The organism is Empedobacter falsenii, assembly GCF_019308355.1.
GTDB classification, from domain to species: Bacteria; Bacteroidota; Bacteroidia; order Flavobacteriales; family Weeksellaceae; genus Empedobacter; species Empedobacter falsenii_B.
Genome location: NZ_JAAGKM010000018.1, coordinates 1 through 18673 on the forward strand (window position 1 = coordinate 1; position 18673 = coordinate 18673).

At 31.4% G+C, this 18673-nt stretch carries 19 protein-coding genes; 11 read left to right on the forward strand and 8 right to left on the reverse strand.

Annotated features, from left to right (window positions below; translation table 11 throughout):
• Nucleotides 1-182 precede the first annotated feature (182 nt).
• The 5 genes from G0Q09_RS15200 to G0Q09_RS08550 all read left to right on the forward strand — a co-directional run bounded on the left by G0Q09_RS15200 (nucleotide 183) and on the right by G0Q09_RS08550 (nucleotide 2434).
• On the forward strand, nucleotides 183-464 hold the full coding sequence (locus tag G0Q09_RS15200) for a helix-turn-helix domain-containing protein (protein ID WP_371875735.1): 282 nt from the start codon (nucleotides 183-185) through the stop codon (nucleotides 462-464).
• Between the two features lie 132 nt (nucleotides 465-596).
• Entirely contained in the window at nucleotides 597-1352 is a 756-nt protein-coding gene (locus G0Q09_RS08535) for a hypothetical protein (RefSeq protein WP_219034567.1), read from the forward strand.
• Nucleotides 1349-1765, forward strand: coding sequence for a DUF5675 family protein (locus tag G0Q09_RS08540; RefSeq protein WP_306822320.1), 417 nt, complete (start codon nucleotides 1349-1351; stop codon nucleotides 1763-1765). Before G0Q09_RS08535 ends, G0Q09_RS08540 begins: the two co-directional genes overlap by 4 nt.
• The gene (locus G0Q09_RS08545) at nucleotides 1752-1979 is read left to right on the forward strand and encodes a hypothetical protein (protein WP_115000470.1); all 228 of its coding nucleotides are present in this window, start codon (nucleotides 1752-1754) and stop codon (nucleotides 1977-1979) included. Before G0Q09_RS08540 ends, G0Q09_RS08545 begins: the two co-directional genes overlap by 14 nt.
• A gap of 275 nt (nucleotides 1980-2254) precedes the next feature.
• Entirely contained in the window at nucleotides 2255-2434 is a 180-nt protein-coding gene (locus G0Q09_RS08550; RefSeq protein WP_115002051.1) for a hypothetical protein, read from the forward strand.
• Nucleotides 2435-2507: 73 nt separating this feature from the next.
• Here G0Q09_RS08550 and mnmE read toward each other — a convergent pair whose 3' ends face one another.
• The 5 genes from mnmE to G0Q09_RS08575 form a co-directional block, all read right to left on the reverse strand.
• Nucleotides 2508-3905, reverse strand: coding sequence for a tRNA uridine-5-carboxymethylaminomethyl(34) synthesis GTPase MnmE (mnmE, locus tag G0Q09_RS08555; protein WP_125350830.1), 1398 nt, complete (start codon nucleotides 3903-3905; stop codon nucleotides 2508-2510).
• Nucleotides 3906-4366: 461 nt separating this feature from the next.
• Nucleotides 4367-5101 carry an SIMPL domain-containing protein gene (locus G0Q09_RS08560; protein WP_115000467.1) on the reverse strand — a complete coding sequence of 245 codons (735 nt, stop codon included), beginning with the start codon at nucleotides 5099-5101 and terminating at the stop codon, nucleotides 4367-4369.
• A 65-nt stretch (nucleotides 5102-5166) separates the two neighbouring features.
• Complete coding sequence (locus G0Q09_RS08565; RefSeq protein WP_219034568.1) at nucleotides 5167-5799, reverse strand: thiamine diphosphokinase; 633 nt, start codon at nucleotides 5797-5799, stop codon at nucleotides 5167-5169.
• Nucleotides 5792-6358, reverse strand: coding sequence for a cob(I)yrinic acid a,c-diamide adenosyltransferase (locus G0Q09_RS08570; RefSeq protein ID WP_125350685.1), 567 nt, complete (start codon nucleotides 6356-6358; stop codon nucleotides 5792-5794). The genes G0Q09_RS08565 and G0Q09_RS08570 overlap by 8 nt, the downstream gene beginning before the upstream one ends.
• Before the next feature lie 37 nt (nucleotides 6359-6395).
• On the reverse strand, nucleotides 6396-7613 hold the full coding sequence (locus tag G0Q09_RS08575) for an MDR family MFS transporter (protein WP_219034569.1): 1218 nt from the start codon (nucleotides 7611-7613) through the stop codon (nucleotides 6396-6398).
• A gap of 123 nt (nucleotides 7614-7736) precedes the next feature.
• Between G0Q09_RS08575 and G0Q09_RS08580 the strand changes: the two genes are divergently transcribed.
• The 4 genes from G0Q09_RS08580 (at nucleotide 7737) to G0Q09_RS08595 (ending at nucleotide 12844) form a co-directional block, all read left to right on the forward strand.
• Nucleotides 7737-8585: a DUF6929 family protein gene (locus G0Q09_RS08580; RefSeq protein ID WP_219034570.1), complete on the forward strand. Its 849-nt coding sequence runs from the start codon at nucleotides 7737-7739 to the stop codon at nucleotides 8583-8585.
• A gap of 121 nt (nucleotides 8586-8706) precedes the next feature.
• On the forward strand, nucleotides 8707-11622 hold the full coding sequence (gene secD, locus G0Q09_RS08585) for a protein translocase subunit SecD (RefSeq protein ID WP_219034571.1): 2916 nt from the start codon (nucleotides 8707-8709) through the stop codon (nucleotides 11620-11622).
• Between the two features lie 92 nt (nucleotides 11623-11714).
• Nucleotides 11715-12269, forward strand: a complete 555-nt coding sequence (locus G0Q09_RS08590) for a twin-arginine translocase TatA/TatE family subunit (protein ID WP_236688155.1) — start codon at nucleotides 11715-11717, stop codon at nucleotides 12267-12269.
• The gene (locus G0Q09_RS08595) at nucleotides 12269-12844 is read left to right on the forward strand and encodes a phosphatase PAP2 family protein (RefSeq protein WP_219034572.1); all 576 of its coding nucleotides are present in this window, start codon (nucleotides 12269-12271) and stop codon (nucleotides 12842-12844) included. The genes G0Q09_RS08590 and G0Q09_RS08595 overlap by 1 nt, the downstream gene beginning before the upstream one ends.
• Before the next feature lie 111 nt (nucleotides 12845-12955).
• Here G0Q09_RS08595 and G0Q09_RS08600 read toward each other — a convergent pair whose 3' ends face one another.
• From G0Q09_RS08600 to G0Q09_RS08610, 3 genes are all read right to left on the reverse strand, one after another.
• Nucleotides 12956-13387, reverse strand: a complete 432-nt coding sequence (locus G0Q09_RS08600; protein WP_219034573.1) for a hypothetical protein — start codon at nucleotides 13385-13387, stop codon at nucleotides 12956-12958.
• A 33-nt stretch (nucleotides 13388-13420) separates the two neighbouring features.
• Complete coding sequence (locus G0Q09_RS08605) at nucleotides 13421-14569, reverse strand: AI-2E family transporter (RefSeq protein ID WP_219034574.1); 1149 nt, start codon at nucleotides 14567-14569, stop codon at nucleotides 13421-13423.
• A 145-nt stretch (nucleotides 14570-14714) separates the two neighbouring features.
• Nucleotides 14715-16883: a S46 family peptidase gene (locus G0Q09_RS08610; RefSeq protein ID WP_181816304.1), complete on the reverse strand. Its 2169-nt coding sequence runs from the start codon at nucleotides 16881-16883 to the stop codon at nucleotides 14715-14717.
• 142 nt (nucleotides 16884-17025) lie between these two features.
• On the opposite strand from G0Q09_RS08610, the gene G0Q09_RS08615 reads away from it, so the two are divergent.
• Together G0Q09_RS08615 and lipB are read left to right on the forward strand one after the other, a co-directional pair.
• The gene (locus tag G0Q09_RS08615; protein ID WP_219034575.1) at nucleotides 17026-17880 is read left to right on the forward strand and encodes a hypothetical protein; all 855 of its coding nucleotides are present in this window, start codon (nucleotides 17026-17028) and stop codon (nucleotides 17878-17880) included.
• A 46-nt stretch (nucleotides 17881-17926) separates the two neighbouring features.
• Nucleotides 17927-18640 carry a lipoyl(octanoyl) transferase LipB gene (gene lipB / locus G0Q09_RS08620; protein WP_219034576.1) on the forward strand — a complete coding sequence of 238 codons (714 nt, stop codon included), beginning with the start codon at nucleotides 17927-17929 and terminating at the stop codon, nucleotides 18638-18640.
• Nucleotides 18641-18673: the final 33 nt, after the last annotated feature.

An 18673-nucleotide genomic window follows, 5' to 3' on the forward strand; every position in this document is an offset into this window, starting at 1 on the left:
TATTGAAATATGGTAAGGTCAAAAATCCTAATGATTTTCCTACATTTCAAATTAATCAAAATAATAATACAATAATATTAAATAAAAACTCTACTTTTAAGTGTTCTTAACAAGGGGAAGATTACACAATAATATTAAATAAAAACTCTACTTTTAAGTGTTCTTAACAAGGGGAAGATTACATAGCAAAATCTTTTTCAACGAATACCACTTATTTATCAAAATGTGTCAATCAGTACAAAGGAATTAATTTTTCATCGTACATCAATCGGTTGAGAATAAAATTTATTACTGATTTATTGCAAGAACAGCCACAATACCTTAATTATAGTGTAGGGGCATTAGGAGAAATAGTAGGTTATATGAATCCCAGACAATTTTCAAATGTATTTTACAGTGAAACAGGTTTAAGACCTTTAGATTTTATTAAAATTCAAAAGCAAAAAAATATAGAGAGTATATAATGGCTTATTAATGTAATTTATTGACATACAGGTATTAAAAAGGACTTAGCTATTGCTTTAAACATATTGCTGTTGCAACTTTACAAAACCATTGCGCAATGGAGATCAATGTTTAATTAAAAATTTAAAAAAATGGCAAAGCAAAAAGGCTTTTTAAAACTTAGAGGTTCAATCGGAGATTTAAACTTCTACAAATCAAAAGATGGTTATATGGTAAGAGAAAAAAGTTCTATAGACCGTAATACCATAATGAGTGATCCGCGATTTCAGCGTACCAGAGAAAATATGCAAGAATTTAAGAATGCAGGTACTGCTGGAAAAACACTACGAAACGCATTCAATGCGATCATAAAAAATGCAAAAGACAGCAAATTATCAAGTCGTCTCACAAAAGTAATGCATGGTATCCTAAAAGAAGATACTACAAATGCTCGTGGGCAAAGAAATGTACACAAAGGAAATCAATTACTGATGAAAGGCTTTGATTTTAATGCAGGGGCATCATGGTTAAAAACGGTCTTAATTCCTGTACAAGTAGATATAGAACGTACTTCTGGTGAAACAAAATTTACATTAGAAGCATACAAACCCTTAGATGTGATAATAGCACCACAAGGAGCTACCAATTACCGATTTGTAGCAGCTTCTACAGAAATTGATTTTGTGAAGAACGAATACATTACCAAAACATCGTATACCGATTATTATCCATACGATGAGGTTGAAGTGAATGATGTAGAATTGTTGAACAATCTTTCTCCAAATTCAGAGCATACAATCGCTTTAGCAATTGGAATCGAATTCTACCAAGAGGTGAATACCGTTTTGTATCCATTAAAAAATGGAAGTTTTAATGCAGCACATTTAATCGAAATCAATTTACCATGATGACAATTGTAGTAGAACGAATGTATTATCCGAATGGTACAAATGGTAGCTTATTCATCAACGATAAGTTTATTTGTTATACGATCGAGTTACCATGGAAGGAGAACGAACCCCGCAATTCATGTATACCAGAAGGATGTTATGCAATCCAAAAGAGAAGCTCACCAAAATTTGGTCAACATTTTCTGATTACAAATGTACCCAATCGTTCATTGATTTTGATTCATCCTGCCAATCATGCAAAAACTGAATTACAAGGATGTATAGCTCCAGTAACCATATTAACAGGTGAAGGGAGAGGAGAGTTATCAAGAAAAGCATTTACAAAACTTAAAACTCTAGTAAATGATAAACTTGATCGTGATCAAAAAGTAAGTTTAAGGATTAAAAGTAAACAACATGACAATTATTAATCGCTTTACAGCACCTACACCTAAATTATTCCAACAACTACGAAATATAGGATTAACCTTAGCTGCAATTGGAGGTGTATTAATTGCTGCTCCTATAGCATTACCAGCAACATTAGTGACCATAGGAGGTTATTTGACCGTAGCAGGAGGAGTAATATCAGCTGTCAGTCAATTGACGGTAAACGACAAGAACCAAAGTAATGATGATGAATAATAGTAATACATCGTTAATTGTTGGAACAATAGGAGGAACAATGACAAGTTTGGTAGCGACCATTCAATGGGAACAACTTGTTTATACGATTTGTATGGGAATAGTAGGAGCAATATGCAGTTATGGAACATCATACTTACTGCATAAGAAAAACAACCCTTACGACGAAGACTAAGTGTTTGATTACAAGTAAGATTTGGAAATCTTATTTTATTGATGTAAATTTTAACAACATTCATTTAAGTTTCATTGAGGTAATGCTAATTATTACAGAAATGAAAAATAACGAATTACAAAGAATGGTGATTTATCCGAAAGATGTATCAATTATTACGGGGAAAGGATATAGGCAAAGTCTTCGATTACTCAATAGAGCCAAGCAATTAATCGGAAAAGATAAAAATGACTTCCTAACTTTTGACGAATTTTTGATTGCTTTTAAGATGAAATCGTAAAACCAAAAATGAAAAAGGTTCTCAATTTTTTAATTGAAAACCTTTTTCTATATAACATAATTTTTAATAAGTATTATTTCCCGATGCAAAACTTGCCAAATATCGTCCCTAATATATCTTGATCCACATCTATTTCACCTGTAATATGCCCCAAATAGGTTAAGGCTTCACGGATATCCATGGCTAATAAATCTCCAGGAAGTGCCATGTCCATTCCTTGTTTGATTTTTCCAATTTGAGAAAGTGTGTTTTGCAATGCTTCTAAGTGACGAGAATTTGTAACGATTGTGTCATCCTGATTTGTTCCTTTTAATTTGATTTGATGAATTAGATTTTCTTTCAAAGCATCAATATTAAACTGATCTTTAGCAGAGATTTCTAAATGAACAACATCTTTAAATTCTTGTTTGATTGCAGCTGAGATAGCAGATTCATTATTCGTTACATCAATTTTATTGGCAACATTAAACAAGATTTTTCCTCTACGTTGTAGATCATCTAACTGATTGGCGATTTGATTATCAGCAGTAATATTAGCATCATATAGATAAATAATAATAGAAGCATTGTCGATTTTTTCGAACGTTTTTTCGATTCCAATACGCTCTATTGTATCTCCAGCTTCACGAATACCAGCTGTGTCAATAAAACGGAACCCAACACCGTCAATATAAATGGTTTCTTCAATGGTATCACGAGTTGTTCCTTCGATATCCGAAACAATAGCACGTTCTTCGTTTAATAATGCATTTAATAAAGTAGATTTACCTGCATTTGGCGCACCTACAATAGCTACTGGTACTCCATTTTTGATAACATTTCCAAAAGCAAAAGAATCAGCTAAACGTTTTAAGATGGATTGTAATTTATTCAATAAATCATAAAATTGTGTACGATCTGCAAATTCAACATCTTCTTCAGAAAAATCCAATTCTAATTCCATCAAAGCTGCAAAATTGATCATTTGTTCTCTTAAATCTTTGATTTGATTAGAGAATCCTCCACGCATTTGTTTGATAGCAATTTCGTGCGAAGCCTTAGAATCCGAAGAAATAAGATCAGCAACAGCTTCTGCTTGTGTTAAATCCATTTTACCATTCCAAAAGGCTCTGAAAGTATATTCACCTGGATTGGCATTTCGAATGCCAATTTTATTTAATAATTCCAATACCTTTTGCTGAATATAAATCGATCCATGTGTCGAAATTTCTACGACATCTTCACCTGTATATGAATGAGGATTTTTAAATATTGAGAATAATGCTTCGTCAACAATGGTATCTCCATCCATCACATAACCCAAATGTATGGTATGAGAAGAAGCGTCATTCAAAGATTTAGTTGAATTAAATTTTGATTGATAAATCTGAGCAACTTTAGAAATTGATTCTGGTCCAGAAATACGAATAACCGCTATAGCGCCCATTCCATTGGCAGTTGCCAATGCACAAATTGTATCGTTGTTTAGCATAAGGCAAATTTACAACATAATAAGTTGTTGGAAAATTATAATTTATATGATAATTTTTTAAAATGTAAAAATATTTACTGTTAATATATTAATACTTAAAAAGGGATGTTTTTTAACCTGAACTAATTACTGCTACATCTGATGCTATTGGGAAAGAATTTGAGGATCATGAAATTAAAATTTTTAGTCAAATGGTTTTAATCCTATGATTCTAAATTATCATCAACTTATAAAAAATTAGATTTTGATAGATAATTGGCACACTTTTAGTATTTCTTTTAGAAATTGGAATTTATAATGTCATCAAAGAAAAATTATGCTACAAAAAGAGGTTTTGGAATTGGTAATTTTAGAATTAAATTTGTAGATGTACTTATTGTAATATCTATTTTGGTATTACTTGTAGTAGTATTTAAATAAAAAAAAAGCTTCTTATAAATTAAGAAGCTTTTTTTTATTTTTTAATTTGAATTATAACTTGCTCTCACTGTAATTTGAGCTGTTTTCTGACGTGATGTTGTATTAAATGATCCACCAGCAGAATACTCTTCATTATCATTTTTACCTGTTATCTGAAAAATACCCAAATCGGCTTGTTTTAATTTTCCTAAACTAGTGCCAGATTTTGTAGCAATATTTTCTGCACGTTGTTTTGCATTTTCAGAAGCTTGCGCAATCAACTCAAGTTTCAAATCTTCTAATTTCGAGTAATAATAATTTGGATTAGATGAACTCAATTCGATGCCTTGGCTAATTAAAGTTGATATTTCCCGCGAAGCTTTCTCTATTTTATCCAATTCTTTCGATTCGATTGTTGCGTCTTGAGATAGATTATAACCAGTAAATTGACTAATCGAATTTCCGTTTGCATCTGTTCCGTACTGAAAATCTTTTGAAATATTTACCGCTTCAAAAACAATTTCTTTTGGATTGATTCCTTGCGAAATCAAAAAGTTTTTGACAACCGTTTGATCAGCTTTTAATTGATCCGAAGCAATGCGCAAATCATAATCTTTGCGACTAAAAGTTGCACGCCATTTGACTAAATCAGCATTAAAATCTTTCAAAGCATTTCCAGTAACATTGATCGATTCAGAACTTCTGAATTTGTATTTGTAAGCGTTTCCTAATATACATGTTGCAGCAATTAACCCAACGGCTAAAATAGATGCTACAATAACTGAAAATTTATTCATAGTAATTTGGTTTTCAGTAAATGTACAAAAAATACTAAAGATGTATTTCACTGAAAATAGTGAAATTAAGCAATCAAAATAGGAAATTCTTGATCGATGATAAAGATGATTAAATTACCTTCTGAATAATCAATTGTAACCACATCTTCATTGGCTTTGTTGCGAGTTCCTATACGAGAAAGTAAATTTAAATCTTCGTTATTCAACGGATATTCCAAGCCTTTTGTGACAATGTTTTTACATTCAGGAAAGGGGAGTAGCGAAATTGTTCGTCCAAAATAGCCTTCTAACTTTGTTTCTTTTTCTGCGAAAAAATATTGACTATAATTATCGTAAAATAAAATATTGATTTGATCTTTGAAACGATAAGCCGCATTCAAATTTCCAATAAAATGATCTTGTTGACGACCACTTGCTCCAAAAACATCAACCTGTTCAAAACCTTTATCCAAAATGATTTGTAAGGCTTTTGCAAAATCTGTGTCATTTTGATCTGGAGTAGAAATAACTTCTGTTTCAGGTGGAAACTGACTGATTTCAAAAGAATCAAAATCGCCCGAAATAACATCGGGCGTTATATGTAATTTTTGTAAATAACGAAATGCACCATCTGTACAAAAAATCATATCATAATTTGATGTATCAGGCAGAATAGTAGGGATTTCGCCATTCAAAAATAAAAGTGCTTTTTTATTCACCTGGAATCCATTTTACTTCTTCGTGATTATTGTCTGTGGCAATTTTTCGACCTAAAACAAATAAATAATCAGAAAGACGATTCAAGTATTTTTGTAATTCTGGGCGGATTTCTTCTTCTTCAGCTAAACCAACTGTTAAGCGTTCTGCACGACGACAAATACAACGCGCAACATGTGCATGAGAAGCTGCTTGATTTCCACCTGGAAGAATAAAATGTGTCAATTGTTCTAATTGTCCTTCCAAATCATCAATCCATTCTTCCAATTGAACAATATCTTCTTCAGTAACGGTTTTCGGAATACGAGGTTTACCATTTGCCAAGTATAATTTATCGACTGGCGTTGCTAATTCAGCACCAAGATTGAATAAACCTTTTTGGATGATGATAATTTCTTCCTCTAATGCTGGATCAATTTCATATGAACGAATTAATCCTAAATAAGAATTTAATTCGTCAACTGTTCCGTAAGAATCAATCTTTAAACTATTTTTAGAGACACGTGTTCCTCCATATAAACCTGTTGTTCCTTTGTCTCCTGTTTTTGTATATACTTTCATGTGATTTCAACTTATAATTATCGAAGATAAGAAAATCTTAAATATTTTTTGGTAAAAGTGGTTTAGTAAAAAAGTGATATCCGATAGCTACGATAACTAAAATAACTGTGGTGATTATCCAAAGTATATTAAAACCATAATCGGTAGCAATGTGAGTTCCTAAAAATGGCGAAACAATAAAGGCAATTGCAGCTGTCATTCCGTTCAATCCCATGTAAGCTCCTCGGTTATTTTTTTGCGAACGAAAAGCTGTTACCGTTGACATCAAAGGTAAAACAAGCATTTCTCCAATAGACATTAGTCCAATTGCTAAATATAACATACCTAATGTGTGACTAAATGTGAAGATAAAATAACTAATTGCTGTGACAAATGAACCAAAAACTAAAAGTTGAGTAACTGAAAATCGTTTTTCGGTGTAATGGATCAATAACATTTCGAATACAACAATGATTATTCCACTGAATCCCATTAATAACCCAATCTCTGTTTGTGTTAAATGAACTACATCTTTGTAAAATAATGGAAGTGTATTTAGGATTTGGAAAAATGCAATAGAGAATAATACACAAAATAAATTGAATACTAAGAAAGGTGTATCAGTGTATGCATTACGTTCTTTTTCGACAACTGTTTTATCAGAAATATTTTCTGTAGCAGCATTTCGTTCTTTTCGTCCATTGAAAAAGACAAAGAATACAATTCCTGCAACCAAGGCAGCTCCTGCATTGCAATAGAATAATAAATCGTACGAATAATTAGATAAAAAACCTCCCATTGATGGACCAATTGAGAAACCTAAATTAACCGCCATTCTATTCAACGAAAAAGCACGAGTGATATTTTCTTTCTTAGCATAACGCGTGATGGCAACTGAATTTGCAGGACGAAACATTTCGCTAATAATACTCAAAACAAGCATAATAACAGCAAAAGATTCTACCGTTTTAAAATAAGGTAAAATCAAAAACATCGGAGCACTCAGAAATAAACTGATGGCTTGTACTTTAAAGTTTCCGATTTTATCTGTTATCCAACCTCCAAGCCAAGAACCAATTACAGAACCAACTCCAAAACAACTCAAAACTATTCCCGAGTTTTCTAAAGAAAATCCTAATTCGGAGATCATATAAATTCCTAAAAATGGTAAAACCATCGAACCCATTCGGTTCAACAACATTACGATGGCTAACATCCAAGATTCTTTCGAAAGTCCGCTGTAAGCGTCAATGTAAATTTTTAGAATTTTTTTCATCTCTCAATTTTCTTTTAAGTGCTACAAAGTTAAATTCTTTTTTTACAAAAAAATGGTTATTTATCAAGGTTTCTGTTATTCTTTGATTACTTTTGAAACCTCTTAAAAATAAATCTTACATCTATGTTGTTTTACAATTTCATTCTTAAGGTTTTAATTGTCATAAATGGGCTTGGAGCGGCGTCTGGATTAGTGGTTGATAAACACTATGTTTACACGATTTCCGATGATAAAGCACATTTGTACGTTTACAATAAAAAGAAAAAAGAAGTGGATAAAGTTGATTTGAATCCAGAAGTAAAATCAAAACATATCACCAAAAAAGATAAACCAGATTTTGAAGCGATTACAAAATTTGACAATCATTTGTACATTCTTGGATCGGGCTCTAAAGAAAATCGTTTCGATTTGATTTCATATAACATCAAAACTAAAGAGGTACAAAACGATAATTATAGTTTTCTTTTGGATGAATTTTTAAAAGTTTCGAATTTATCTAAAAAAGATTTTAACATCGAAGGAATTATTACAGATGGACATTGTACATATTTTTTCAACAGAGGAAATGGTCCTGCTGGCATAAACGGAATTTATAGAGTGGGAGGCAAGATAAATGATTTGAGAGGAAAATCAATTGACTTTTTTCCAATCACTTTACCTAAAATCAACAATGAAACGACTACTTTTTCTGATGCTATTTTGGTAGATGGAAAAGTTTTGTTTACTGCAACTGTGGAATCTAAAAGTACAACTCAGTTTAATGGAGAAATAAAAGGTTCTATTATTGGCGAATTAGATTTGGCTGAGATGGAAGTTACGCGTTGGCAAAAAATTTCGGATGATAAGAAAATCGAAGGTTTAGCGTTGTATAAAGAATCTGGAAAGAATTATACCTTGTATTTGTGCGAAGATAATGATGATGACTCCAATAAAGCGTCAATTTACATCTACAAATACCAAAAGGAAATCTAATTTTTTGAATAAAGAATTTCGAAATACGGACATCGATTTTCGATTTATTCTTAAAAAATTGTGAAAGTATTTTCAAGACTATTATATTTGTCCGTCAAAATTTATTTATCAATTAAACATTATGCGAGGAAGATGGCTCATTGCAGCATTTGCAATTATTTTAAGTCTCTTGTGTATCAGACAACTAAGTTATACTTGGTACACAACTAAAGTGGAGCATGAGGCGGCGCGCTTGGCGAGTAAGCCAGAAGACGAACCAAGAATTTTAGATAGCTTGGCTCAGCATCCTCTTGATTTGGGAATTATTAAGTACGATTATGGGTATGCCAAAAACAATGAAATCAATTTAGGATTAGATTTGAAAGGTGGTATCAACGTAATTTTACAAGTTTCTGAAAGAGATTTAATCGAGAATTTATCAGCGAAAAGTCAAAACCCTATGTTGGCAACGGCTTTGGATGCGACAGATAAAGCTCAAAAAACAAACGGTAACGTACCTTATGTAGAATTATTTTTTCAAGAATTTGATAAAATAAAAGGAGGAACAAAATACGCAGCTGCAGATTTGTTTGGAAACAAAAACAATGCGGATAAAATTGCGTACAATGCTTCTGACGATCAGGTAAAAGAAGTAATCCGTAAAGATATCGAAGCTAAAGTTGCAACAGCTTATGATGTAATTAGCTCTCGTATTAATCAATTTGGTGTTGTTGAGCCAGTAATTCAACGTTTAGGTGATAAAGGTGATGGACGTATCTTGGTAGAATTACCAGGTGTTTCTGACACTGACCGTGTAAAAAAATTATTACAATCTACAGCAAAATTAGAGTTTTGGCAAGTTGTTCGTCAAGATCCTACTGTTTTACAATACTTTTCTAGCGTTAATACAGAAAAATATAATGTAAAAAATGAGAAAGGAGAAACAATCAAAACTTTAGCAGAAGTTATGCAACCGGCTGGTTCTAACGCAAGTTTTGTTGTTAATGTAAAAGATACAGCTGTTGTAAATCGTGTGATGCAAGACAAAGGTTTTGTACCTGGATTACCAGCAAACATTAGAGGATATAAATACTCTTGGGCGAATAAGCCAATGAATTTAGGTAAACAAGCAAATGATAAATCTGCTCCTAAATTATTAGAGTTTTATGTCTTAAAAGGTAAAAATGGAACGCAAGAACCATTAATCGAAGGAGATAAAGTAGTTTCTGCTGCTGGTGAACGTAATCCTGGTTCTATTACAAATGAGCCTGTTGTTACAATGCAAATGAATCAAGTCGGAGCACAAGAGTGGTCTCGTATTACAGACGAGTTGAAACCTGCAGGTCCTGGACAACCAGGTCAAGGTGTTGCAATTGTGTTAGACAATATGGTATATTCTGCACCAAACATCAGTAATCAAATTACAGGAGGTAACTCAGTTATTTCTGGAAACTTTACAATTGACGAAGCAAAAGATTTAGCAAACATTTTACAAGCAGGTTCTTTACCAGCTTCATCTAAAATCGTTTCTGCTGAGGTTGTTGGTCCATCATTAGGACAAGAAGCAATCAACAGTTCGTTAATCGCTTTTGGTTGTGCATTTGCATTAGTATTAATCTGGATGTTGTTCTACTACAGCCGTGCAGGTATTTATGCTAACGTTGCATTAATCGTTAACTTATTATTCTTATTAGGATTTTTAGTATCACTTAAAGCTACATTATCTTTACCAGGTATTGCCGGGATTATCTTGACATTGGTAACAGGAATGGATGCGAATATCTTGATTTACGAACGTGTAAAAGAAGAATTAAGAAAAGGAAAATCATTACGTCAAGCAGTAGATTTCGCTTATTCATGGAAAGGTGCTTTCTCTGCAATTATTGATGCCAACTCGACATCATTTATCACAGCATTAATTTTATTCTTCTTTGGTAAAGGTCCTGTTGTAGGTTTCGCAACAACGTTTATGATTGGTATTTTTACATCAACATTTACAGCGATTTTTATTACACGTTACTTTGTAGAAGGACGTTTAGTAAAAGGAAAATCTGTTCCTTTTTATACATCATTTACAGCGCACTGGTTACAAAACATTAAAGTTGACTTATTAAAAACAAGAAAAATCTCTTATGCGATTTCAATTGTTTTAACAGTAGTTGCTTTAATTTCTATTTTCACAAAAGGATTTGATATGGGTATCGAATTCCAAGGTGGACGTACATATACAGTTCGTTTTGATAAACATGTAGATCCTCAACAAATTTCTGAAAGTTTGGGTGATGTTTTCGTGTTAGATGGTGAAAAAATGATACCACAGGTGAAAACGTATGGTGGTCAAAATCAAGTAAAAATTACAACAGCATACAAGGCTGACGAAGATGGAACAAATGTAGATGATGAGATTAAAGACAAATTATATGCAGGTCTTAAATCTTATTTACCAGCGAATATGTCTGAAAAAGATTTCTCTGAAGATAATGCTACAATTGGTTTAATGTCTTCTGCAAAAGTAGGTCCTACAATTGCCGATGATACAACAAGAGCTTCTTACATAGCGGTTTCTTTAGCATTAGTTGCAATTTTCTTCTACTTAATCGTGATGTTCAAACGTTGGCAATTCTCATTATCAACTATCATTGCTTTAGCGCATGACGTGGTTATTGTGTTAGGAGTTTTCTCTTTATTCAAAGGAATTTTACCTTTCAACATGGAGATCGACCAAGCGTTTATCGCGGCGATTTTGACGGTAATTGGTTATTCGATGAATGACTCGATTATTATCTTGGATCGTATTCGTGAGAATTTAACAGTTGAGAAAAACCACAACTTGTACGATATTATTAATATTTCTACTTCAGAAACATTATCACGTACAATTAATACGTCTTTATCAACGTTCTTAATCGTATTAATCATTTTTGCATTTGGTGGAGAATCAATCAAAGGATTTATGTTTGCGAAATTAATCGGTATCGTAATTGGTACATTCTCGTCTATTTTCGTTGCATCTCCTTTATTGTACGACTTTACTAAAAAAGGTCAAATGAATAAATAAGATTCAAATTTTAAATAAATTTTAAGAAAGCCATCAAAGAAATTTGATGGCTTTTTTTCTTCTACTAAATTTAGATTTTATACATTTGTTTAGTGAATAGTTTAGTAATATACCCAGCGTTTTTAGACTTCCAGGAAGTCGTGATTATTATGGTGGTTGCTGTAGTGATTTTTGGACCAGATAAAATTCCAGAAATTGCTCGTGGTTTGGGAACTGCTGTGCGCAAATTAAAAGAAGCATCTGAAGATATCAAGCAAGAGATTATGAATCCTGTTCAGGATGTTGATCCTACAAAAGAGATTCAGAATACCATAAAAGAGTTAAATCCAATGAACGAAGTCAAAGATTCTTTTGCGAAAATTAATCCAATGGAAGATTTTCAGAAATCATTTGACGAAGTCCGTAATCCAGTAGATGAAATGCATCAAGCTATTCATCAAGACAATACAGTAAATGCAGCGTTGAAAGATGATGCACCAACTATGAAAGCTGTAGATCCTGTACAGGATTTGGAATTGGATGTGCAAGAAACAACAGAACCCGTTATAGAAAATGTGGTTGAGCCAATTGTGGAAGAACCTGCGGTTGTTGTAGAACCAAAATCTGTAGACGAAGCATTAGGTTTAGGCGGATCAGTAAGTAGGTAATGATACAAGATTATTTTGATTGGGACGTACAAATATTTTTGTATTTCAATAATTTAGGGAATGAAAAATGGGATTGGTTTTGGTTATTAGTAACCGATAAAAAAACATGGATTCCGTTGTATGTCATCTTTCTCATCTTACTTTATGTAAAACTTGGTTGGAAAAAAACCTTATTGGCTGGAGTTTGTATTGCACTGATGATAGCGTGTGCAGATCAATTTACAAATATCTTGAAAAATTCTTTTCAACGTTTTCGCCCATGTTACACCGAATCGATTCAAGGATTATTTCGCCCGATAGATTGCGAGGGTAGAGGTAAATACGGTTTTACTTCGGCGCATGCATCTAATCATATGGCGATTGCAATTTTTATTGGAATACTTTTGAGACGCTATTACAAATGGTTACTTTATATCTTAATTGTTTGGGCGTTAATGGTTGCTTACAGTAGAGTTTATGTCGGGGTACATTTCACAGGAGATATATTTTTCGGAACACTAATCGGAATATTTTTCTCGATTCTTTTCTTGAAATTGTATTATTTCTTAGAAAAAAAATATTTGAAGAAGAATTAGATTCATAATAAATAAATACAAAAAAAGTCTATAACAATTTGTTATAGACTTTTTTTGTATTGTCAAACTGAATTTATTTCAGTTTCTCATCCTATTTGATAAAATAAAATTTTATTTATAACGATCTATTATTTTAGAAATATTCTTAGTTTCTTCATTAAATGTTTTCCAATCACAAACAGAATTTAGATTAATAGAATAAGTGCTATTATGATTGGACATACTAATATTTATTTTCCCCACATAGTCTGTGCAAAATATTTCATTTTCATATGGAGTTGTAACTATTTTATAAATATTCTCTTCCAATGCTTTTTTATCGTTCTTAGAAATTTTGAATGATTTTGTTGTGTAATCATTGATATTCTTCCATGTTATAAATTCTATTGAATCAGAGTAATCATAAATTCTTATAGATAAATTTCTATCATCAATTGACATCGTATTATACATATATTTTTTATTTACTTCTTTTTCTAACTTCTTTTCGCAAGAAATACTGAAAATCAATAAACTAAAAATGAACAATAAATTATATTTCATAAATAGCGATAATTATGTAAAATAGAAATCAGACTATTCCAAATTCTCGTCCAACATCTTTGTTTTTTTCTTTGATTTTTTAGCTTTCTTTTTGGCTAAAAATGTATTTAAATCATCATCAATTTCTGTAGAATCTTCATCACCCAAAAGATAACCCCAAGGTTTTAATTCAGTCACATTATCAAAAACAATTTTCATCAACGCAAGTATTGGAATCGATAATAGCATGCCCATAATTCCCCACGTCATTTCTCCAATTACTAATCCAATAATCACAATCAAAGAATTAATTTTTACTTTAGAACCTACAATTTTTGGCATCACTACATTTCCATCAATTGCATGAATTGCAATAAATGCAATTAAAACAAAGAACAATTTTGAAGCTGACATTGTGGCAAATGTGATTATTAGCGTTATAATTAATGAAATAACAATTCCTACATAGGGAACAACATTTAGAACACCAGTTAAAATAGCTAAAACAAATTTGTATTTAAGTCCAAGGATAGAAAATGCAATAAAAGATAAAATTGATACGACTAACATTTGTAAAAATAAGCCAATCAAATATTGTTTGACCATTTTTTGAATAGATGTAATGACGTTATAAACCTGGTCGTGTGTATTTGAATTGAATGCGTAATATAAGAATTTTACTAAATGACGACGATAAATTAACAAGAAAACAATGTATAAAAAAGTGAACAAGACTGTAACAGTCATCGATGAAACAATAGAAATTACTTTTTCGATTACAATTGTACTCGTTTCGATAGTCGTTTTGACATTCTTTGTCAAATATTCCATTTGCGCATGCGAATTAACACCAAAGGTATGGTGAATCCAATCTTGCAAATTCATAAATGCTTCTATGATTTGTTTCTGAAACGTAGGCCATTCATTTGCTATTTCAGCCATTTGTATAGCAATCAAATAGAAAATTCCTAAGATAAATGCTGCAAAAAGCAAGGTGGTAATGATACTTGAAATAACACGTGGAATGCGTAAATATCTTTCGAAAAATGAACAAACGGGTGCTAATAATATTGAAATTAAGAAGCCTAATATTAATGGAACTAAAATTCCTTTACCTATTATTGAAATAAATGTTAAACAAATGATTGACAATAATGTGCAAGTTAGTTTTAAATAAAAAGGCCATTTTCTAATGACTTCCATAATTATGAGTGTTTTATTTTGACAATTTTTTAGATAAGTTGTATAAATATAGTTTTATTTCTTAAGACTTTATTTGAATCTTACGTTTATTTCAATAAAAAAACCACGTTATAAAAACGTGGTTTTCAGAATATAGTGAAAAATATTATTTTTTCTTTGCATTTTTGCTTTCGTCAACGATAGTCATTTCATCAATCAAACGTTGCGCATTAGCATACTTGTCAACTACCCACAAAATATAACGAGAGTCCACCATAATATTACGACAAATCTCTGGATCATAATTTAAATCTGACATTGTTCCTTCCCAAACACGGTCAAAATTCAATCCGATTAATTCTCCTTTTGCATTCAATGCAGGAGAACCAGAATTACCACCAGTTGTATGGTTTGTTGCAATAAAGTTTACAGGTAATTTTCCGTTTTTATCGGCGTATTTTCCGTAATCTTTTTTATCGTATAAACTTAACATTTGTTTTGGTAAATCATACTCATAATCTCCCGGAATATATTTTTCCATTACACCTTCCATGTGCGTTACAGGTTCGTAATAAACCGCATCGCGAGGTTGGTAACCATCAACTTTTCCGTAAGTTACACGTAAAGTTGAATTTGCATCTGGGAAGATTTTCTTGTCTGTAAATACATCCATTTGCGCTTTCATATACGTACGCATCAACTTGTTGATTTTATCTTGATTCGCTAAATATGTAGGCGTTACTTTCGTTTGATTTGCATCTAAAATTAAACGAATTTGAGCAATTAAGGCATCTTCTTTTAAGGCTTTGATAAACTCAGCATCATTTTCAGCCAAAGTTTTGATATTTCCTAAAACAGATTGACCATTAATTTTTTTCGTTCCGTTGATTACCGAATTTCCTAAAGCTGTTTTGATATTTGCAGCAGTTGTAGTTGGTAATAAATTTTGAGGAACAACTTTGAAATAATTATCTGCTAAATCAGAAGAAATTGTTTTATCCAATTCTGGATTATAATCCTTGTGCATAGACGCAACTGTATTCAACGCTTTAGCTTTTGTTTCTGCGTAATTTTTTTGTCCAACCGCATTCAAAATATTGTTCAATGTTAACGCCATTCTGAATGTTTCTGAATTTGAGAAAAACGTTTCAGAATACATTGTGTACGCTAAATTGTAATCTTGATTTGCTTTATTAACTTGATTTAATTCAGAAATAATATTCGAATATTCACCTTTTAATTTCGGATTTTTCGCAATACGATTCATGAATTCTTGTTCATATTGTTGACGTTTTTCTACAGCTTTCGAACGGTTTAATCCTAAAACTTCGCCAATCCATTTTTTATGTGCATTCGAAATACGCGCTTGTTTAGACGCATAAGCGATACGAGTTGCATCGTCTTCACGCATTTTTTTATCAATATGAGATAATGCAATTGTACGCACATTGATACGCGCAGGATCAATTACATCTTTTATTTGCTGGATAGAAGAAGCTGGTAAATATTCGTCCGTCGTACCTGGGAAACCATATACAAACGTGAAATCGTCCTCACTAATTCCCGAAATATTAATTGGTAAGAAATGTTTTGGTTTGTACGGAACATTGTCTGGTGAATAATCTGCAGGTTTGTTGTTTTTATCTGCATAAATTCTAAACATCGAGAAATCTCCTGTATGACGTGGCCAAACCCAGTTGTCTGTATCATTTCCATATTTTCCAATTGCAGAAGGTGGCGCACCAACTAAACGAACATCTTTGTATGTTTCTGTCGTAAATTGGTAATATTTATTTCCTTTGTAAAAAGGTTTGATAAATACTGAACGATAAGCTTCTGTTTTAGTTTTTGCATTAAAATCTTCAATATTTTTCTTGATGATTTTGTTACGATCTTCCTCCGACATATTATCGTTAACACCAGCTAAAATTGCAGTAGTTACATCTTTAATGTCTACAATAAAAGTCGCTGTTAAACCTTCGTTTGGTAATTCGTCTTTCAACTCTTTAGCCCAAAAACCATCTGTTAAATAATCATTTTCTAAAGATGAATGTGCTTGGATTTCTCCATAACCACAGTGATGATTCGTTAATAATAAACCATTTGGAGAAATAACTTCAGAAGTACAACCGCCACCAAAGTGAGCAACTGCATTGTTGATACTTTTATCTCCTGTACTGAAAATGTCTTTTGATGAGATTTTCAATCCCATGTCTTTCATTTCCTTTTCATTCAATTCTGTCGGAATCCACATTCCACCACTTTGTTGTGCAAAAACGCTAAAGTTTGCAAACAAAGCCATTAAAATAGATCCTTTAACGAATAGTTTCTTCATTTTTATTTGATTATTTTATTCTACCGATTTCTTAGAATTCCAAAGATAAAGATTTTTATTCAATCGTTAATGAATTGCTTAAAACCATTATTATTAGTGGTGTTGCTAATCGATTTTAATTACTTTTGTTAAAAAATATATTATGCCAAAAATTTTACTTTATCTTTTAATAGCTTTTACTTTTACATCTTGTGCCATAAACGAAGTTGTAGATTTATCTAATCCTAATGAAATAAGATATTCTAATGAAACAGATTTAAAGGGAATGAAACATTTAATTGAAAAATTAAAGGATAAAACTTCTGAGAAAAATTTAGAAATCTTAAAGAATAATGCAAATAAAGATTTAACATTCAATGAATTTATTACATTTCTAAAAACACTTGATTTGAATGGAAATAGACAAAATGATAAGTTCGAAGATTTGTATAAAGTTCAAGAAGAATTAAATTCTTTAGATTTTATGTTTTATAGAATTGATTATAACGAAAAGGATTTTAAATTTTTAATTATCAATAAGGCAAATTCTATTTTAGATTTGAATAATAATATTAGTAAGATCCAAGTCGTTTCTGAAAAGATTAATGCTAAAAAACAAGCACAATTTGATGCAGATTTAAAGAAGTTAAAGAAAAAGGAACGTAATAGTCCGTTAGTCAATTTAATGAGATCGCAGAATAAATCAACATTAATAAGTTTCGGTAATATTAAATATTCTTTTGATAAGAATATCTTTAAAAAGACAATAGATGTTAATCAATTTAAAGAAAGTTATTTACCTGCTGAACTTGATGAAGAAAATAGAAACTTATTAATGACAATGTTAAGCCAATACAAAGTTAATTTTAAATATACTTTTGCAGCTCCAATTAAAAATATTTCTATTAAAGATGCTTTATTTTCAGCTGATCGAAAAACTTTTTCGAAAGAATATTCACTTATTGAATTACTAAATGAGCCTGAATTAAATAATTTCACAGTAGAATTAGAGGATTAATTTCTTTTAAAAATTCGTAAATTTGACATTCGAAAAACATTGTGAAATGAAACAAATTGTCGAATTCCAAGATTTAGGAATTAACAGAGATTACCAAGAAATTTGGGATTATCAAGAAAGTCTTTTAGCAGAAAATATAGCCGTAAAACAATATAATAGAGCGCAAGAAAAGGAGGGAAGTTCAGATTTTAAAAACACTAAAAATCATTTACTTTTTGTAGAACATCCGCATGTTTATACACTTGGAAAAAGTGGACATTTAGAAAATATGTTAGCTTCGAGTGATAAATTAAACGAAATAAATGCAACTTTTGTGAAAACGAATCGTGGCGGAGATATTACTTATCATGGACCACAACAATTAGTTGGTTATCCTATTATTGATTTGGATACTTTCAAGCCAGATATTCATTTGTATATGCGCAATTTGGAAGAAGTGATTATTAAAACTATTGCCGAATATGGATTAAAAGGTGAGCGTTCTCAAGGAGAAACTGGTGTTTGGTTGGATGTTGGTCGACCTTTTGCTCGAAAAATTTGTGCAATGGGCGTTAAGGCTTCCCGTTGGGTAACGATGCATGGTTTTGCGCTAAATGTGAATACAGATTTGCGTTATTTTGAATACATTGTTCCATGCGGAATTCAGGATAAAGCTGTAGCTTCATTGGAAAGAGAACTTGGACATCAGGTAGATATGAACGAAGTGAAAGCGTTTACAAAAAAACATTTTGCAGAAGTTTTTGATGTAGAATTTAAATAAGATAATTCAAAAATATAATCTATTTTTAAAGAC

Bases quoted from the DNA above. Each gene is read 5' to 3' on its own strand.
- G0Q09_RS08535 (WP_219034567.1), top strand. From the start codon at position 597: ATGGCAAAGCAAAAAGGCTTTTTAAAACTTAGAGGTTCAATCGGAGAT.
- G0Q09_RS08540 (WP_306822320.1), top strand. From the start codon at position 1,349: ATGATGACAATTGTAGTAGAACGAATGTATTATCCGAATGGTACAAAT.
- G0Q09_RS08545 (WP_115000470.1), top strand. From the start codon at position 1,752: ATGACAATTATTAATCGCTTTACAGCACCTACACCTAAATTATTCCAA.
- G0Q09_RS08550 (WP_115002051.1), top strand. From the start codon at position 2,255: ATGAAAAATAACGAATTACAAAGAATGGTGATTTATCCGAAAGATGTA.
- mnmE (WP_125350830.1), bottom strand. From the start codon at position 3,905: ATGCTAAACAACGATACAATTTGTGCATTGGCAACTGCCAATGGAATG.
- G0Q09_RS08560 (WP_115000467.1), bottom strand. From the start codon at position 5,101: ATGAATAAATTTTCAGTTATTGTAGCATCTATTTTAGCCGTTGGGTTA.
- G0Q09_RS08570 (WP_125350685.1), bottom strand. From the start codon at position 6,358: ATGAAAGTATATACAAAAACAGGAGACAAAGGAACAACAGGTTTATAT.
- G0Q09_RS08575 (WP_219034569.1), bottom strand. From the start codon at position 7,613: ATGAAAAAAATTCTAAAAATTTACATTGACGCTTACAGCGGACTTTCG.
- G0Q09_RS08580 (WP_219034570.1), top strand. From the start codon at position 7,737: ATGTTGTTTTACAATTTCATTCTTAAGGTTTTAATTGTCATAAATGGG.
- secD (WP_219034571.1), top strand. From the start codon at position 8,707: ATGCGAGGAAGATGGCTCATTGCAGCATTTGCAATTATTTTAAGTCTC.
- G0Q09_RS08595 (WP_219034572.1), top strand. From the start codon at position 12,269: ATGATACAAGATTATTTTGATTGGGACGTACAAATATTTTTGTATTTC.
- G0Q09_RS08600 (WP_219034573.1), bottom strand. From the start codon at position 13,387: ATGAAATATAATTTATTGTTCATTTTTAGTTTATTGATTTTCAGTATT.
- G0Q09_RS08605 (WP_219034574.1), bottom strand. From the start codon at position 14,569: ATGGAAGTCATTAGAAAATGGCCTTTTTATTTAAAACTAACTTGCACA.
- G0Q09_RS08610 (WP_181816304.1), bottom strand. From the start codon at position 16,883: ATGAAGAAACTATTCGTTAAAGGATCTATTTTAATGGCTTTGTTTGCA.
- G0Q09_RS08615 (WP_219034575.1), top strand. From the start codon at position 17,026: ATGCCAAAAATTTTACTTTATCTTTTAATAGCTTTTACTTTTACATCT.
- lipB (WP_219034576.1), top strand. From the start codon at position 17,927: ATGAAACAAATTGTCGAATTCCAAGATTTAGGAATTAACAGAGATTAC.